We start from the raw sequence: 17,603 nt of genomic DNA on the forward strand, positions 1-17,603 counted from the left end.
GAGGTGTTTATGAAACTACACTTAGTAAGAGAAACGCTTTTAAAGCTTTTACAGCAAGTCATTGGAGTTGTGGATCGTAAACAACAGCAAAAAATGTCTATTCTTTCTAACGTGTTACTCTCTGCTGAAAATAATCAACTTTCTGTTATAGGTACAGATCTAGAAGTAGAATTAAGCGGAAAAATAAGGTTAGATAGTGAAAGCTTTGGATCTTGTCGGTTAACGTTACCAGGGAAAAAATTAATGGATATATGTCGAGCTCTCCCGGAAAGAGCATCTATTGAGTTATTTCAAAATAAAGAGAGCATTACATTGCGTTCAGGTCAAAGTCGTTTCGTATTATCTACTTTACCGGCTGATGTTTTTCCCACTATGGAAAAGATAAAGTATCGTTTCCAATTAGTTGTACCTCAGTATGCATTGTATTGTTTATTACGAAAAACTTCCTTTGCTATAGCATATAACGATGTGCGGTATTATTTAAATGGCTTGCTTCTTGAAGTATATACTACTAAACTACGCGCAGTAGCTACCGATGGTCATCGTCTTGCAGTAATCACTTTAGAAGTTGGCTCTGCCATTGTTGAACAGAGATTACAAGTTATCCTGCCTCGAAAAGGGGTCGTCGAGTTATTGCGTCTTCTTGTAAATAAAAAAGATTTGGCTGTATTAATGATTGGGAGTAATCATATATGTGTTTCTACTGCAGATTTTACTTTTACTTCTAAATTAATTGAAGGTCGTTTTCCGGATTACGAATGTGTTATTCCAAAAAATGGTAATAAACAATTTGATGCTGATCGAGATCTCCTGAAGCAGGCTATTAGCCGAATGGCTATTCTATGTAATGAAAAGTTTAAAGGTATACGTTTTGAAATTCACCGTGGATTGTTGCGTATTTTATCCCATAGTCTTGAGCAGGAAAAGTCTGAAGAGGAGCTTGAGATTAATTATATGCAAGAAGAAACATTAGATATTGGATTTAATGTGAATTATTTACTCGATATTTTACATGTCGTTAATCGTGGAAACATTACATTAACTTTTTCTAATTCAAACAGTGGTGTATTAATTACTGATAGTACAGAAAATAAAATAGATAGCGCTTTTGTCATTATGCCTATGCGACTTTAGTTGTATGCCTAAAATTGCATTATTGAAAATTCATAAGTTTAGAAATTTGCAGGAAATAGCCATTGTACCTTCTTCTGGGTTTAATTTTTTCTTTGGTTTGAATGGTTCTGGAAAAACCAGTTTACTGGAGTCAATTTATTTTTTAGGAGTTAAACGGTCTTTTCGTACTCATCTTAATCGACGGCTCGTTCAGCATACTACCGATTCTTTCACTATATTTACTACTATTGAAGAAAAAAAACAACTCACTTCCATTGGAATTGAACAATATCGATCAGGAGATTGTCGTTTGAAAATTAATGGTAAGGAAATTTTTCATTGGGCCATATTAGCAAAACAGCTACCGCTGTGTTTATTAGGAATAACGAGTCATCGTTTTCTTTTGGATGGACCAAAGATTCGTCGTCAATTTTTAGATTGGCTATTGTTCCACATAGAACCTAATTTTTTTCCCATCTGGAAACGCTTTCATCGCTTGTTAAAACAGCGCAATGCAGCTCTTAAGTTACGACTGCCTTTTGATGAAATTACTCAATGGGATCAAATGTTATATGAAGATGCTCAACAAATTCATATGTTACGAAAAGATATTATTTCGGAATTCAGTATTATTTTTGTTCGAGTACTAAAACATTTTTTGCCTAATATAATTATTCTTCCTTCTTATTATCCAGGTTGGCAAGCAAAACAATCTTTATTACAACAACTACGGTCTAATTTTAAAATGGATTTACAACGTGGTTATACTCAGATTGGACCACAGCGTGCTGATTTTCGTCTTTTAATTCGTGAACTTCCGGCTCAAGATGTTTTGTCTCAAGGGCAACAAAAACTTGTTACTTATGCACTTTACCTTTCGAAAGGACTTTTTTTTCAAGGTAAAACTAAGATTTCTCCGATCTATTTAATCGATGACTTAGTAGCTGAATTAGATATTAAGAAACGCCGTCGGGTAATTGATTTATTAACTCAATTACAATCTCAAGTGTTCGTTACAGGCACGAGCGCTCAGGAAATTATAATTCCGAACAGTAGCGTAGTATTTCACGTGAAACACGGATCTATTTATCCCGCAAAATTTGTATGTTCAACTTAGCGATACCGAATCTGATATTATTATTTTTATGGATTTACAAATATTTTTCTTTATTGGCACATTACTTGAAAATAATAAACATAAAAACTACTATTGATTTTTGTATGATAAAATCATCGCTCCTTTTTAAAATAAGAAATTAATTCTATCTAAATTGGAGTTTATAACAAAAATGAATACGATGACTTTTCGAGAATATAATTCTTCAACAATTAAAGTTCTTAAGGGATTAGATGCAGTTCGCAAACGCCCAGGGATGTATATTGGAGATACAGATGATGGCTCTGGATTGCATCGTATGGTGTTCGAAGTCGTTGATAACTCTATTGATGAAGCCCTTGCCGGTTTTTGTACTTGTATTTTAGTAATTATTCACACCGATGGATTTGTTACGGTTCGTGATAACGGACGTGGAATTCCTACGGGAGTACATATGGGAGAGGGTCTTTCAGCTGCAGAAGTTATTATGACAACTCTACATGCAGGCGGAAAATTCGATAAGGATGTTTATAAGGTATCTGGAGGGCTTCACGGTGTTGGTGTTTCAGTAGTAAATGCCCTTGCGGAAGAATTACATATGACCATCTGTCAAAACGGTAATATTTATTATCAATTGTATAAGATGGGCAATCCTCAAGCTCCATTAAAAAAAATAGGAAATACTAATAAGACTGGGACAGAAATTCGTTTTAAACCAAGTGCTGCTATTTTCAGTAGTACCAGATTCCATTATGAAATCTTAGAAAAACGGCTTCGTGAACTTTCTTTTTTAAATTTAGGAGTACATATCGAACTTTTCGATGAGCGAAGTGGAAAAAGAAATATATTTAAATATGAAGGAGGTTTGAGGGCTTTCGTTGCGTATCTCAATAATAAAAAAAACCTCATTCACTCAGATATTTTCTATTCTCTTTCTGAAGAAAGAGATATTACTGTAGAAATAGCGATGCAATGGCATGACGGATTTCAAGAAAATATTTTTTGTTTTACCAATAATATTCCTCAAGGCGATGGAGGGACTCATTTAGCTGGATTTCGATCTGCTTTAACCAGAGCACTTAACAATTATGTTGAAAGTAAGGGAATGATTAAAAAAAGTAGAGTGTCTATAACTGGTGATGATGCTAGAGAAGGGTTAACAGCTGTGCTCTCTGTTAAAGTGCCTGATCCAAAATTCTCATCGCAAACAAAAGATAAACTAGTATCTTCTGAAGTTAAATCCGCAGTTGAAAGCGCAATGACTAAAAAATTTCGTGATTATCTATTAGAACATCCAAAACAAGCTCGCGCTATTTCTCTAAAAGTTATCGAGGCAGCGCGGGCTAGGGAAGCGGCGCGTAAAGTACGTGATATAGTGCGACGAAAAAATATACTTGATTTAGGAGGATTGCCTGGAAAGCTAGCCGATTGTCAAGAAAAAGATCCAACCCTATGTGAATTATTTCTAGTTGAAGGGGATTCAGCTGGTGGCTCGGCTAAACAAGCTCGAGACCGCCGCTATCAGGCTATCTTACCTTTGAAAGGTAAAATTCTTAATGTAGAAAAATCTCGATTTGATAAAATTCTGTCTTCTACTGAAATCAGTGCGTTAATCACCGCACTTGGTTGTGGTATTGGGCAAGAAGATTTTAATCCCGACAAATTGCGTTACCATCGCATCATCATGATGACCGATGCAGATATTGATGGTTCGCATATACGTACTCTTTTGCTCACTTTTTTTTATCGACAAATGCCAGCTTTAATTGAACGCAATCATATTTATATTGCTCAACCCCCTTTATACAAAGTTAAGAAAAACACGAAAGAACAGTATGTAAAAGATAGTTTGACACTCGATGCTTTGTTATTTCAATTAGCTTTAGAGGATGCTGAACTTTATGTAGGGCCTAATACTCCTGCTATGAAGAAACGTACATTAAAAAAATTAGCTTCTTGTTATTGGACTACTGCGAAAGGTATTCAACGTTTGAGTAAACGTTATCCATCCGCTGTTTTAGAGCATTTACTAGAAATTCCTCCACTAACAATAGAACAACTTGATAATAAATCTCAAGTGAATATTTGGATAGAAGAATTAGAAAAAAAACTTTCTATACAAAAAATGAAATCAGATGTTTGCTATCATCTTTCTATAACAAAAGATGAAAAACACGCGCTGTACTTTCCTCTCCTTTTTATTACAAATCATGGCGTTACAAAAGAATATATTTTTGATCAAAGTCTGTTTAGATGTTCTGATTATCGTCATATTATAAATTTATATAAAGTGACGTCTAATCTTATTAAAACAGGAGCTTATGTAAAGAAACACAATAAGAGACAGCAAAAAGTAGGTTCTTTTAAAGAAGCATTACATTGGCTTGTTGAAGAAGGAAAAAAGGAGTTAACAATTCAGCGTTATAAAGGTTTAGGAGAAATGAATCCCGAACAGTTATGGGACACTACTATGAATCCCGCAACCCGTCGTCTTTTATCTATTAATATAACAGATGCTGTAATAGCGAATGAAATGTTCACTGTTTTAATGGGAGATCAAGTTGAGCCTCGTCGAGTTTTTATTGAGCAACACGCGCTGTCTGTCGAGAATTTAGACATATAAACCAAGGAGCGTTTTCTTAAATAAGAATTTTTAATGCTTTCCTTTTATGAGAATATTCTAAAGCAATTACGTTGTTTTATATATAAGACCTAAAACTTTTAAAAAATCTGGCTGTTATGCAAAGTTTCTTACACGTTTTTTATTTTTCATCTATATTAATCAATTTCTAATTGCTCTCACTAAAATTAGTGAGTATTACTTTTTTGATTGCGATAAAGAATTTTAAAATACCAAACTAATACGACGTTTAATATCATAAATTATTTTTTATAACGAAAAAACAATCCGTAAAATAAATTGTGGGTTTTGTTTTCGCGATAACTTTCCCAATTGTCTGGAAGTAGTAGTGGTATATTTTTTTCAACTTCAACGTAAATATAAGCTCTAGAAGTGAGAATATTACTCTTTTCCAACCATGGAAAAACTTGATTAATAAATCCACGGTAAAAAGGTGGGTCAAGGAAAACAATGTTAAAATAAGAATTTCTTATTTTCTGGATATTATATGGAAATCTCCCATGAACAAATGCAACATTTGTTGTATTCAAAACCTCAACATTTTTCTTTAGAGTATCAATGACAATTTTTGAATGATCAACGAAAGTATTGTGAGCACACCCTCGAGAAAGCGCTTCAAATCCTAATATTCCACTACCTGCAAATAAATCCAAACAATAAGAGTCTTTTAAATAAGGGAGTAACCAATTAAATAAAGTTTCTCGAATACGGTTTGTAGTAGGTCGCAGTCCTGGAAGAGAAAAAAAAGTAACTTTTCTACCTTTCCATTTTCCACCGGTAATCCTCACTTTTCCTTGTAAATACTGAACCACAGCGTATTATCTAAATTTTGATATGTAACTTTATACGTAATAATACAATAAATAGTTTTGAAAAGGTAAAGGTGAATGAGATTATAACGCGTAAAATAGGGAGTTTTTATTATTAATTAGATATAAGAGTATTGTTATCATTTAGAATTAAATTAGTAAAATCTTAAAATATATCAATTGCCGAGAGTACAATGAAAGAAAAATCTTTTTTAGTTTTTCTTTATTCTTCTTAAACAATAAACAAACATATACAAAATTGAACTAGTTAGTTTGTTTCCTAGTAGTTTCTTTAATCAAATTCACAGTGAGAAATATTAAAACAACTTTATAAATTAATGCTGCTTTAGACAATAAGAATTTTCAACTAATAAAAAATTTGAATAGAAGGAACTTGAATTATGTGGTACTTTTTCAAAAAAAGTGTTAAAATTGGAATTCACGCGGTTTAAATAAAAGTCATATTTTATGAATAATTTATTAACACAAGTAGAAGAACAGTCACTAGCAATTGGAAATTTAGGTAGTTATATTAGTTGGGTGAATCGTATCCCAATGTTAAGCGTTGAAGAAGAACGTAGACTTTCTATTCAGTTCCAAAAAAAACATGATTTGGCATCGGCCAGAGAGCTCATACTGTCTCATCTTCGATTTGTAGTTCGAATTGCTCGAAGATATACAGGTTATGGCCTATCTCAATCAGATTTGATCCAGGAAGGAAATATTGGATTAATGAAAGCAGTAAGACGATTTGATCCTAAAATGGGAGTTCGCTTAGTGTCTTTTGCTATTCATTGGATTCGTGCCGAAATTCATGAATTTATTCTTAAAAATTGGCGTATTGTTAAAATTGCTACCACTAAAGCGCAAAGAAAGCTCTTTTTTAATCTAAGAAAACACGCAAAAAAGCGCGGATGGTTTAGTGATCGTGAAGTAGCGGTTTTAGCTGAAGAACTTAATGTGAATACTAGGGATGTACGACAAATGGAAGAAAGACTTAATAGTCATGATGAAGCTTTCGATGGTACTGCTTTTGATAGTATTGACGATGAAAGCTATAGTGGAAATACAGGAGGATGGGGAGCGCCAGCTCATTATTTAGAAGACAAACGCTATAATCCCGCTTTACAATTAGAACGAAGTAATTGGTCGGAAGATCAAGAACAACGGCTACATAAAGCACTACAAACTTTAGATGCACGCAGTCAAGATATTCTTCATCAACGTTGGTTAAATGAACAAAAACTGACTCTAAATGTATTAGCGGAAAAATATAATATTTCGGCGGAACGTATTCGTCAACTGGAAAAAAATGCTATGCAAAAAATCCGTGAAGCCATGACTGTTTAATTATAGCTTCTTTTTTACTGTTTTTAATAAGGGGACATTTAATGAAAATTTCGTTTTTTATGTCGTTTTTTGTTATTTAGAGTCCAAGTTTTCCCGTATCTTCCTGGGTAATAATTTAAAGATAAAAGCAGCAGATGATGAAACTAATCGAGTGTTGTGTTATTTTTTGTCTTCTTCAGTATCATAAAATTAAAAAGGCAGTTTACTGTGGTTGCTGGTCTTTGTTTATTTCAGTTGTATGAAGTCACCGCGACGAATTAATTTCCAGAAAACTATGTTTATCTTGCATGAATATTGGGACCGGCAAGGTTGCATTTTACTTCAACCTTTCGATCTTGAAATAGGAGCAGGCACCTTTCATCCCGCTACTTTTTTGCGAGCAATCGGACCTGAACCCTGGAGAACTGCTTATGTGCAACCTGTTAGAAGACCTGTTGACAGTCGATACGGAAAAAGTCCTAATCGCACCCAATACTACTATCAATATCAAGTTATTTTAAAACCACCACCAGATAATATACAAGAACTTTATCTTGAATCATTAAAAGCTTTAGGTATCGACCCTCTAATTCATGACATTCGTTTTATAGAAGATAATTGGGAAGCCCCAACATTAGGTTCTTGGGGAGTGGGATGGGAGGTTTGGCAAGATGGTATGGAAATTACCCAATTTACTTATTTTCAACAAGTAGGCGGTCTTCTATGCAATCCGGTCACTGGGGAAATAACTTATGGATTGGAGCGATTGTCTACGTTTCTTCAAGGAGTAGACAACGTGTTTGACTTGATTTGGACGGAAGGGCCCTATGGGCCTATTACTTATGGTCAAATTTTTCATCAAAATGAATTTGAAATGTCTGCTTATAATTTTGAACATGCTGATATAGGTACGCTTTTTAAGCATTTTGATTTTTATGAAAGAGAGGCCAATCGATTAATTAATGTTAAAATTCCCTTAGTAGCCTATGAAATGGTATTGAAAGCTTCCCATACATTTAATCTTCTGGATGCTAGACAAGCTATTTCAGCTGTTGAACGTAGGCGTTATATCTTACGCATAAGACAGCTATCACATACGGTAGCTAAGGCGTATTACTCCGAAAGAAAAAGACTGAATTTTCCGATGTTAAAAGTGGAAGCACGTAGTGGTCACTAAAGATTTTTTATTAGAAATTGGTTGTGAAGAATTACCTCCGCATATTTTGGAAGTATTATCGCGTTCCCTATCTCAAAATGTTAAAAGAGAGATAGAAAAATTCATGCTCTCGTTTGAGTCTATACATCATTATGCAACTCCTAGACGACTAGCAATTTTAGTAAATAAACTAACATCGAGACAGAACTCTTCCACTGTAGAACGCATAGGTCCAAACGTAAAATTAGCTTTTAAAAAAGATGGTACTCCTACGACAGCTTGTTTAGGATTCGCGCGCTCTTGTGGTGTTCCAATAAATCAGCTTCAAACAAAAAAGACAGAACAAGGGACTTTTGTTGTTTGGCACATGGCACAACCAAATAAAACTACTTATGAATTATTACCGAAAATTATTCAATCTACTATAAAAAATCTTGCTATTTCTAGAACAATGCGCTGGGGAAAAAATTCTGAATATTTTGTACGTCCTGTCCATTGGATAATGGTGCTTTTAGGTAGAGAAGTCGTACCGGTGAGTATTTTTGGCCATGTTGCAACATGTAATACATTTGGACATCGCTTTCATTATCCGCATGCTATTTCTATCACTCAACCTCGTGATTATCAAAGATTACTGAATCGTAGAATGGTTATCGTTGATTTTAATAAGCGATGTGAAAAAATCCGTGAACTAGTTAAAAAATCGGCATCTTTAAAAGGAGAAGCCATAGTTGATGAAAAACTTCTAAAAGAGGTAACTGGAATGGTCGAATGGCCTACAGCGTTATTAGGACATTTTAAAATAGAATTTTTGAAACTACCTCCCGAGATATTAGTTACTACAATGCAAGTTTATCAACGATGCTTTCCTATAAAGAACGAGAAAGGTAATTTACTACCTTATTTTGTTCTCATTAGTAACATCGAAAGCAAGGATCCTAAATGCGTTATTTCAGGAAATGAACGAGTTATAAATTCAAGATTATCAGACGCTGCATTTTTTTATCACAATGACTTTAAAATCTTACCTAAAGATCGTTTATCTAAACTGTCGGGAATCATTTTCCAAAAACAATTAGGAACACTGTTAGAAAAAACTACCCGTATATCTAAACTTTCCGTGCTTATTGCTAATAAAATTGCAGCTAACGAAGAACTAACCAAAAGAGCAGCGCTTTTATCTAAATGCGATTTAGTGAGCAAAACAGTCTGTGAATTTCCAAATTTACGAGGCGTTATGGGGTATTACTACGCCCTATATAATAAAGAAACTAAAACTGTTGCTCAAGCTATTAGAGACCATTATTTACCCCGATCTTCTAAAGATAATCTCCCAAAAAATTTAGAAGGTACTTGTATTGCTCTTGCAGATCGTTTAGACACGCTTATTGGTATAATTGGTATTAATAAATGTCCTGCGGGAAATAAAGATCCATTTGCCTTGCGTCGTGTGGCTTTTGGCATTGTACGTCTTTTAATTGAGAAAAGATTACCACTTAGTTTATTAATGTTATTAAGAAGAACGGAAGAAAATTACAATGATCTTCTACCAAATAAGAATGTAACTATTTGGTCTTTTAATTTTATTATTGAACGCCTTCGTTCTTGGTACCTTGAAAAGAATGTACCTTCAAACATTTTGTCAGCTGTACTTTCCATTCGTTGTACGACTCTACTTGATTTTGATCTGCGTATCAAGGCTTTACAATACTTTCAAACCCTTCCTGGAGCAAATATCTTAACAACCATACACAAACGAGTAAGCAATATTTTAAAAAATACATCGGTTAGAATAACAATTGATCAAATTGATTTGTCTGCATTTGACTCTGATGCAGACCGTAAATTAGTCGAAGAATTAAAGATTCATATTCAATCAGTGAATAATCTGTATAAAGAAACGCACTATAAAAAAGCTCTACTCGAATTAATACAACTAAAAGATCTTATCCATGCGTTCTTTAACAATGTCATGATAATGATAGACGACAAAAAAAGACGTGATAATCGATTAGCAATACTAATTGCTCTGAAGCAGTTATTTATGAAAATAGCTGATTTTTCTTTATTGTCTTAATTTTTAAAAAATTTCTTGTCTATTTATCCTAAAATTTTATTTAGTTAATGCGTTGTGACAGTTTAGTTCATTTTAAACACAAAATTATAAACCATTGATAACTCAACAGGTTAATGATTGACAAAATTTATCTCTAGATTTATAATAAGCAGTTCCATGGTTTTATCTTGATTGAGTACAATGAAACGGACTTATCAACCTAGTAAACTGAAACGAAGCAGGACAAGTGGGTTTCGGAAAAGAATGTCTACTAAGAATGGTAGACAAATATTGAATCGGCGTAGAAAAAAAAATAGAAAGCGTTTAGTAGTTGATTAGAATTGAGTAGTGGTTTCTCAAAAAATTATAGAATACGTACTACGACTGAATTTCAGAATGTGTACTCTGGACATCAGTTTTTTTCTGGACATTATTACTTGTTTTATTATCAAAATAACAATTTTGGTTATCCACGTTTGGGAGTTGTGGCTGGTAAAAAAAGTTTAAAGAAAGCAACAACGCGAAGCTGTGTTAGAAGGATAGTAAAAGAGAATTTTCGTATTTTGAAGTATTGCCTACCTCCGTTAGATATTGTTTTTATAGCAAAGGCTCAATCAAAAAAAGCAAGTAAAAAAGTATTGCACGCGTGTGTAAGTCAGTTATTTCGACGATTAATCACATGCAAAATCCGAAAAACATACGCTGAAATTTAAAGAATTCTTTAAAAAATACAGACAAAATAAGGGTTTTAAAGTGATCTTCATCGTTTTCTGGTTTCGTGTAGCGTGGGTATCCGCGTTTAATTTTACAATTACAAATAGCGAAATGCATGGAAATTAAGAGAGCAATTTTATACGTCATTATTGCTCTTTTGGCTATTGCAATTTTCGATTCTTGGACGCGTGATTATCCAGTGACTTTTAAAAAGAACTTAAGATCAGAAGTTGCAGTAGAGTTGAAGAATAAAAAAACATCGATAGATTATATTCCATCAGCTTTTTCTAGCAGTACTAAAAAGTTAATTAAGAATAACGTATGTAATATTTCCAAAAGAAAAACTTATAAGGAAAGTAAAAAGGATGACTTGGTGACTATTAAAACAGACGTTTTAAAACTAGTGATTGATTCTCAGAGAGGAGACATTGTATCAGCTAAGCTAATTAAATATTTGGGATCAGCGAGAGAAAAGCAAAAACAAAAGGCAATACAAATTTTAAGCAGTGATATTAGGTGCCTTTATGTTGCGCAAAGTAACTTAATGGATTTAAAAGGGAAGATTCCTTGTCACTATACAGTAAAAAGGAACTTGTATCAGTTGACTAATAAGCAGAATAGATTGGTTATTCGATTAACAAATCGAGCGTTTGATGGCTTATACATTATAAAAACCTATACTTTCTATCGTAATAGTTATGCAGCTCAAATTGCTTATCAAATATATAATTCCTCAAATAAGCCTTGGAAAGGAAATATATATACTCAAATTTCTCGACGAGAACCAAAAATCACACATCATCATTTTTATGTTAGGAACTATAGTGGCGCGGCCATCTCTAGTCCACAAACGCTTTACGAAAAAGTTACCTATAGAATGATGGACAAAAAAGATTATAATTGTGCTATAAAAGGTGGTTGGATTGCCATGCAACAGCGTTATTTCTTAAGTGCTTGGATTCCTAATGACTCAGGTCTTGCTTATCGTTATTATAGTCACGTAATTCCTCTAGTTGGTACTGATAATATTTACGTTATTGGTTTTGTCAGTCCTCAAATGTGTATAGCTTCAAACAAAATAGTTAATAGTCATATAACGTTTTATGTTGGTCCTGAGGTGGTGTCACGACTAAAAACATTGGCGCCAGGTTTAGACAGAACTGTCGATTATGGATGGTTATGGCCAATTTCTGACTTATTATTCCGCATTATGAACGCTATACATGTCATAGTTAAAAATTGGGGATGGACCATCGTTTTAACGACAACCTTTATTAAAATTGCTTTCTATTGGTTTTCTGCAAAAAGTTTTCGATCAATGATCCGAATACATGAAATTCGGCCTCGTTTGCAAGCGCTAAAAGAGCGTTACGGCAATGATCGGAAATCACTAAGTCAAGCTACTATAGAACTGTATCGTAAAGAAAAAATTAATCCATTAGGTGGTTATCTGCCTATGTTAATTCAGATTCCAGTTTTCATTGCTTTTTATTATGTAATTATGGAAAGTATAGAGTTAAGACAAGCACCTTTTATTTTTTGGATTCACGATTTATCTATAAAAGATCCTTATTACATTCTTCCTGTCTTAATGGGATTAAGTATGATATTACAGCAACGATTTTCACTTGTCTCTCCAGATCCTACTCCACAAAAAATAATATGGATTTTTCCTGTAGTTTTTACTTTATTTTTTATAAATTTTCCTTCTGGACTTGTATTATATTGGTTAGTTAACAACTGTATACAAACTTTACAACAATGGTTTATTTATAGCACTTATTTAAATCAAAAAAACAGAGAAAAATTAAAAATTAGTTGTGAGCGAAAGAAGTAATAAGTTTAATCGTACTTTTTGTATTCTGGTTTCTCATTTTTCTATATTAATCTCAAAATGTAAGAACTATAGAGTTATTTCAATAAAATATTGTGCAACAGGGATTACTGTCTTTTAGTTATGATTGTATTGCATAATGAAACTATTGTTGCATTGGCAACTCCTGTAGGTCGAGGTGGAATAGGTATTATTCGAGTTTCAGGATTGAATACCCCTCTTATTGCTAAAAAAGTAATAGGTTTTATTCCAAAACCAAGATATGCTACTTTGAGCACATTTAAGGACTGTAATGGCTCTATCATTGACGAAGGGATAGCTTTATATTTTCCTAAACCACGTTCTTTTACTGGAGAGGATGTACTAGAATTACATGGACACGGAGGATCGGTAGTCATGGATCAACTATTAAAGAATATTATAAAATCAGGGGCTCGATTAGCACACCCTGGAGAGTTTTCTGAAAGAGCATTTTTAAATAAAAAAATCGATTTAGTTCAAGCTGAAGCTATTGCGGATTTAATTAATGCTACCTCAAAGCAGGCAGCGCGTTCAGCTATGCGATCTCTTCAAGGAGAATTTTCTTCGAAAATTCGAACAGTAGTAAATGATTTGATTGAAATGCGCATGCATGTCGAAACAGCTATCGACTTTCCGGAAGAAAAAATTGATTTTCTGACAAATAGTATTCTCAAAGAGAATTTAGAAAAACTATTAAAAAAAATACAGGAAATTCACAAAATAGTGCAACAAGGAGTACTTTTACAAGAAGGTATTACCGTCATGATAGCTGGAAAACCTAACGTAGGCAAATCTAGTCTTTTAAATCTACTAAGTGGAAGAGAAATAGCAATTGTTACAAATATTCCAGGCACTACTCGAGATATCTTACATGCTTTTATTCATATTGATGGAATGCCAATTCACTTACTAGATACAGCTGGACTACAAATCACTAAAAATATTGTAGAAAAAGAAGGTATTAGACGAACTAAAAAAGCCGTTGAACAAGTAGATCTTATTTTGCTCATGGTAGATATTACACAAGTTACGAAAGGAAGTATTAGAGATATAATGACTGAACTTTTTTCAAAAGAGAAAAGTCATATTCCAATTACTATTGTAGAAAACAAAATTGATTTGATAGGAAAACAACCTTCTAAAGAAAAAAGCGATTATACGCGAATTAAACTTTCAGTTAAAACTAATTCTGGTATCGAAATTTTGAAAGAACACTTAAAAGAAATTGCTGGATTCGAAACGACAAATGAAAATAGTCTTATTGCTAGAAATCGTCATTGTGATTCTATTAGAAAAAGTATTGTCTATCTGAAAAATGCATATGAGCAATTGACACGGAAGAATGTGGAACTTATAGCAGAGGAACTTTTACAAGCTCAGAAAACATTGGCAGAGATTACTGGTGAATTCTCGTCTGATGATTTGCTTAGAAAAATATTTTCTGAATTTTGCATCGGAAAATAAATGTTCATTGCTTTAAACGAACCGTGTTACAATTTCCCGATGCAAAGTGGTATTCGAAAATTTGACGTGATCGTAGTTGGAGGTGGGCATGCTGGCACTGAAGCGGCTCTGGCAGCTGCCCGCATAGGCGTTCAAACTCTTTTACTGACTCACAACATCGAAACACTAGGTCAAATGTCCTGTAACCCTGCGATTGGAGGGATCGGGAAAACACAATTGGTTAAAGAAATCGATGCCCTCGGTGGGATCATGGGTTACGCAGCTGATAAATCTGGAATCCATTTTCATACTCTTAATGCAAGTAAGGGATCAGCTGTTCGTGCAACGAGAGCACAAGTTGATCGAGTACTCTATAAAACAGTGATTCGCCAAACATTAGAGAATCAAAAAAATCTTTGGTTATTCCAACAAACAGTAGTTGATCTTATTGAAAAATGTAATCAAATACACGGTATTATTACCCAAATGGGTCAGCATTTTTATGCACCGGTGGTTATACTAACTGTAGGAACTTTTTTAGGCGGGAAAATTCATATCGGCATGAAAAATTACAGCGGAGGTCGTGTAGGTGATCTTTCTTCTATTACTCTTGCTCAAAGATTAAGAAATATGGGCTTCCGAGTGGCACGACTTAAAACAGGAACACCTCCGAGAATAGATGGACGAACTATTAATTTTTCTCAACTTGAAGAACAAATTAGTGATCGACCTATACCGGTAATGTCATATTGTGGAAAAGTAAATGATCACCCACAGCAAGTTTCTTGTTTCATTACACATACTAATGAAAAGACTCATAGTATCATTCGTTCTGGATTAAAAACTTCGCCTGTTTTTTTAGGAACGATTCAGGGAAAAGGACCGCGATATTGTCCTTCTATTGAAGATAAAATAGTTTTCTTTCAAAATCGCCTTTCACATCAAGTCTTTTTAGAGCCAGAAGGATTGAATACCATGGAGATTTATCCTAATGGAATTTCTACAAGTCTTGATTTTGATGTTCAATTGAATTTTATCCGCAGTATAAGAGGATTAGAAAACTGTCATATTACTCGTCCAGGTTACGCTATAGAATATGATTATTTCGATCCACGTGATTTAACTTCTTCTTTAGAGACAAAATGCTTAGCTGGACTTTATTTTGCAGGACAAATAAATGGTACTACAGGTTATGAAGAAGCAGCAGCACAGGGAATTGTTGCCGGAATTAATGCTGCTTTACGGATACAAGGACGTAAGCCTTGGATACCTGATCGTAGCGAAGCGTATATCGGAGTTTTAATAGATGATCTTATCACTCAAGGTACTAGAGAACCATATCGCATGTTTACAAGCCGTGCAGAATACCGGTTATTATTGCGTCAAGATAATGCTGACTTACGACTAACTGAGAAAGGAAGAGCACTGGGATGCGTAGATGACATCCGTTGGCAATCTTTTGCATCTAAAAAAGCAATGATTGTAAATGAACAAGAAAGATTAAGGAAGTACTGGATTAGACCAAATACAGTTGTTGCAAAAGCTGTTAATACACGTTTTCAGAAAACATTAATAGAAAAAGACTGTTGTATATTGGATCTCTTACAGCGATCGGAGGTTACTTATTCTCAATTGATGAATATCAAAAGTCTAGGACCAGGAGTTTCAGACATTACGGCAGCTGAACAAATTGAGATTCAAGCAAAATACTCAGGGTATCTAACTCGACAACACAAGGAAGTTATTCGTCAGAAAAAAAACGAGGCAGCAAAAATCCCTAGCACAGTAGATTACAATGAAATTTCTGGTTTATCTAGTGAGATACGGCAAAAACTATTAGAAGTTCAGCCTTCGACAGTGGCACAAGCAAAACGTATTCCTGGTGTTACTCCAGTAGCAGTATCTTTATTGCTTATTTATCTAAAGAAAATAGGCAGCCTGTAAAAATACCTAATTTCTTTATTTAATCATATGGTTGGTTGGGTTATGTCTTTTTTGTTATAGAAATTTTCTTTTTTGGTCGAATCCAACTTCTAATAGCGCGTTGACGTTCACGAGCTAAGATTAATTGGTGAGATGGAACATCTTTAGTAATTGTAGACCCAGCTCCGATGGTAGCTCCTTTTCCTACGATTAATGGAGCGATAAGAGAAGTATTTGACCCAATAAAAGCATTATCTTCAATTTTTGTTTCCCACTTACTTATTCCATCGTAATTGCAAGTAATAGTTCCTGCGCCAATATTAACATTTTTTCCGACAAAGGCATTACCGAGATAGGCTAAATGATTAGCTTTACTTTTAGAGCCTAAAATTGTTTTTTTCATTTCCACAAAATTTCCCACTCTAGATCCACTTTTTAAAACGCTGCAGGGCCGAATACGAGCAAATGGACCGATACTACAATGATCTGCAATACACGCACCTTCTATAACACTATTTGCATAAATTTCTGTATTATCGCCAATTGTAGTATTTTTTATAATAACGTTTGGACCAAGTTTGACATTAGTTCCTACTCTAATCTCTCCTTCCAAAATAACATTAATATCAATAAAAACATCTTGACTAAGATGAACATTTTCTCCTCGAATATCAATTCGATTGGGATCAACGATTGTTACTCCAGTTAAAGCTAATTTCTTAGCTGTTAAATATTGATAATAACGTTCTAAATGCACCAGTTCCCAACGGTTATTGACTCCTTGTACTTCTTTGTAAGAAGAAGACGGATAGATACCCTTTATAGCACAACCTATTGCTACTGCTAAAGCTATTGTAGCTGTAAGATAGTATTCTTTTTGACAATTATCATTAGTTAACTTATATAGCCAGCTTGTTAAATTCTTTGTTGAAGCAGTTAGAATACCAGAATTAATTTCGCATATTTCTCGTTGTTGATCGTTTGCGTCTTTATGTTCAACAACATTGGTGATATTTCCATTTGTATCACGAATAATACGACCAAAACCATGGGGGTCTGGCAGTTTAGCGACGACTAATCCTAACCCGTCGGAAGGTGTATTGCGCAATAAATCCATAAGTGTTTGTGAAGCAACGAGTGGAACATCTCCATATAGAACAAGAAGTTGATTTTCTCTACAACAAAAAGGGATAGCCTGTAATAAAGCGTGACCTGTTCCTAATTGTTCTTTTTGTTTAATCCAATTAACAGACAGATAGTCTAATTGTTCTCGGACCAATGCACCATTAATGTCATCACTGTAAACGACATAAATTGCATCGGCATTTAAAGTTCGTGCAGTTCTCACTACACGCTCCAACAGTGCAATCCCTCCTAAACGATGTAAAACCTTAGGAACGCTCGACATCATGCGATCACCTTTCCCTGCTGCCAAAATAACGACATCTAATTTCATAATAGAACAATA

13 protein-coding genes are annotated in these 17,603 nt (G+C 34.0%); 11 read left to right on the plus strand and 2 right to left on the minus strand.

Annotation, left to right across the window (positions count from 1 at the left end):
• The first annotated feature begins 9 nt into the window (after positions 1–9).
• From dnaN to gyrB, 3 genes are all read left to right on the plus strand, one after another.
• Entirely contained in the window at positions 10–1,134 is a 1,125-nt protein-coding gene (gene dnaN / locus Z664_RS00005; protein ID WP_039670156.1) for a DNA polymerase III subunit beta, read from the plus strand.
• 4 nt (positions 1,135–1,138) lie between these two features.
• Positions 1,139–2,230 carry a DNA replication/repair protein RecF gene (gene recF, locus Z664_RS00010; protein WP_039669729.1) on the plus strand — a complete coding sequence of 364 codons (1,092 nt, stop codon included), beginning with the start codon at positions 1,139–1,141 and terminating at the stop codon, positions 2,228–2,230.
• A gap of 172 nt (positions 2,231–2,402) precedes the next feature.
• Positions 2,403–4,832 carry a DNA topoisomerase (ATP-hydrolyzing) subunit B gene (gyrB, locus tag Z664_RS00015; protein WP_052246293.1) on the plus strand — a complete coding sequence of 810 codons (2,430 nt, stop codon included), beginning with the start codon at positions 2,403–2,405 and terminating at the stop codon, positions 4,830–4,832.
• Positions 4,833–5,092: 260 nt separating this feature from the next.
• Here gyrB and rsmD read toward each other — a convergent pair whose 3' ends face one another.
• Positions 5,093–5,662, minus strand: a complete 570-nt coding sequence (gene rsmD / locus Z664_RS00020; protein WP_039669731.1) for a 16S rRNA (guanine(966)-N(2))-methyltransferase RsmD — start codon at positions 5,660–5,662, stop codon at positions 5,093–5,095.
• Positions 5,663–6,127: 465 nt separating this feature from the next.
• Here rsmD and rpoH point away from each other — a divergent pair, with 465 nt between their 5' ends.
• The 8 genes from rpoH to mnmG all read left to right on the plus strand — a co-directional run bounded on the left by rpoH (position 6,128) and on the right by mnmG (position 16,156).
• Positions 6,128–7,009, plus strand: coding sequence for an RNA polymerase sigma factor RpoH (rpoH, locus tag Z664_RS00025; protein WP_039669732.1), 882 nt, complete (start codon positions 6,128–6,130; stop codon positions 7,007–7,009).
• 238 nt (positions 7,010–7,247) lie between these two features.
• Positions 7,248–8,165: a glycine--tRNA ligase subunit alpha gene (glyQ, locus tag Z664_RS00030; RefSeq protein WP_039669733.1), complete on the plus strand. Its 918-nt coding sequence runs from the start codon at positions 7,248–7,250 to the stop codon at positions 8,163–8,165.
• Positions 8,155–10,221: a glycine--tRNA ligase subunit beta gene (gene glyS, locus Z664_RS00035; RefSeq protein ID WP_039669734.1), complete on the plus strand. Its 2,067-nt coding sequence runs from the start codon at positions 8,155–8,157 to the stop codon at positions 10,219–10,221. Before glyQ ends, glyS begins: the two co-directional genes overlap by 11 nt.
• A 180-nt stretch (positions 10,222–10,401) precedes the next feature.
• Positions 10,402–10,539, plus strand: coding sequence for a 50S ribosomal protein L34 (gene rpmH, locus Z664_RS03045; protein WP_084588717.1), 138 nt, complete (start codon positions 10,402–10,404; stop codon positions 10,537–10,539).
• Positions 10,540–10,541: 2 nt separating this feature from the next.
• Entirely contained in the window at positions 10,542–10,913 is a 372-nt protein-coding gene (gene rnpA / locus Z664_RS00040) for a ribonuclease P protein component (RefSeq protein ID WP_052246294.1), read from the plus strand.
• Positions 10,914–11,029: 116 nt separating this feature from the next.
• Positions 11,030–12,751 (plus strand): membrane protein insertase YidC, encoded by a 1,722-nt coding sequence (gene yidC / locus Z664_RS00045; protein ID WP_039669735.1) that lies wholly within the window; start codon positions 11,030–11,032, stop codon positions 12,749–12,751.
• Positions 12,752–12,871: 120 nt separating this feature from the next.
• Entirely contained in the window at positions 12,872–14,233 is a 1,362-nt protein-coding gene (gene mnmE, locus Z664_RS00050) for a tRNA uridine-5-carboxymethylaminomethyl(34) synthesis GTPase MnmE (RefSeq protein ID WP_039669736.1), read from the plus strand.
• Positions 14,234–14,272: 39 nt separating this feature from the next.
• Complete coding sequence (gene mnmG / locus Z664_RS00055; RefSeq protein ID WP_039670158.1) at positions 14,273–16,156, plus strand: tRNA uridine-5-carboxymethylaminomethyl(34) synthesis enzyme MnmG; 1,884 nt, start codon at positions 14,273–14,275, stop codon at positions 16,154–16,156.
• A gap of 40 nt (positions 16,157–16,196) precedes the next feature.
• Here the strand turns inward: mnmG and glmU are convergent, their stop codons facing one another.
• A complete protein-coding gene (gene glmU, locus Z664_RS00060) occupies positions 16,197–17,591 on the minus strand; it encodes a bifunctional UDP-N-acetylglucosamine diphosphorylase/glucosamine-1-phosphate N-acetyltransferase GlmU (protein ID WP_039669737.1) in 1,395 nt (464 codons plus the stop codon).
• Between the last annotated feature and the right edge of the window lie 12 nt (positions 17,592–17,603).

This window comes from Coxiella endosymbiont of Amblyomma americanum, from assembly GCF_000815025.1.
Lineage (GTDB): Bacteria > Pseudomonadota > Gammaproteobacteria > Coxiellales > Coxiellaceae > Coxiella.

Excerpts from the sequence above, each read along its gene's own strand:
- yidC (WP_039669735.1), top strand. The coding sequence starts at position 11,030 with ATGGAAATTAAGAGAGCAATTTTATACGTCATTATTGCTCTTTTGGCT.
- rpoH (WP_039669732.1), top strand. The coding sequence starts at position 6,128 with ATGAATAATTTATTAACACAAGTAGAAGAACAGTCACTAGCAATTGGA.
- glmU (WP_039669737.1), bottom strand. The coding sequence starts at position 17,591 with ATGAAATTAGATGTCGTTATTTTGGCAGCAGGGAAAGGTGATCGCATG.
- recF (WP_039669729.1), top strand. The coding sequence starts at position 1,139 with ATGCCTAAAATTGCATTATTGAAAATTCATAAGTTTAGAAATTTGCAG.
- glyQ (WP_039669733.1), top strand. The coding sequence starts at position 7,248 with ATGAAGTCACCGCGACGAATTAATTTCCAGAAAACTATGTTTATCTTG.
- rpmH (WP_084588717.1), top strand. The coding sequence starts at position 10,402 with ATGAAACGGACTTATCAACCTAGTAAACTGAAACGAAGCAGGACAAGT.
- gyrB (WP_052246293.1), top strand. The coding sequence starts at position 2,403 with ATGAATACGATGACTTTTCGAGAATATAATTCTTCAACAATTAAAGTT.
- dnaN (WP_039670156.1), top strand. The coding sequence starts at position 10 with ATGAAACTACACTTAGTAAGAGAAACGCTTTTAAAGCTTTTACAGCAA.
- mnmE (WP_039669736.1), top strand. The coding sequence starts at position 12,872 with ATGATTGTATTGCATAATGAAACTATTGTTGCATTGGCAACTCCTGTA.
- mnmG (WP_039670158.1), top strand. The coding sequence starts at position 14,273 with ATGCAAAGTGGTATTCGAAAATTTGACGTGATCGTAGTTGGAGGTGGG.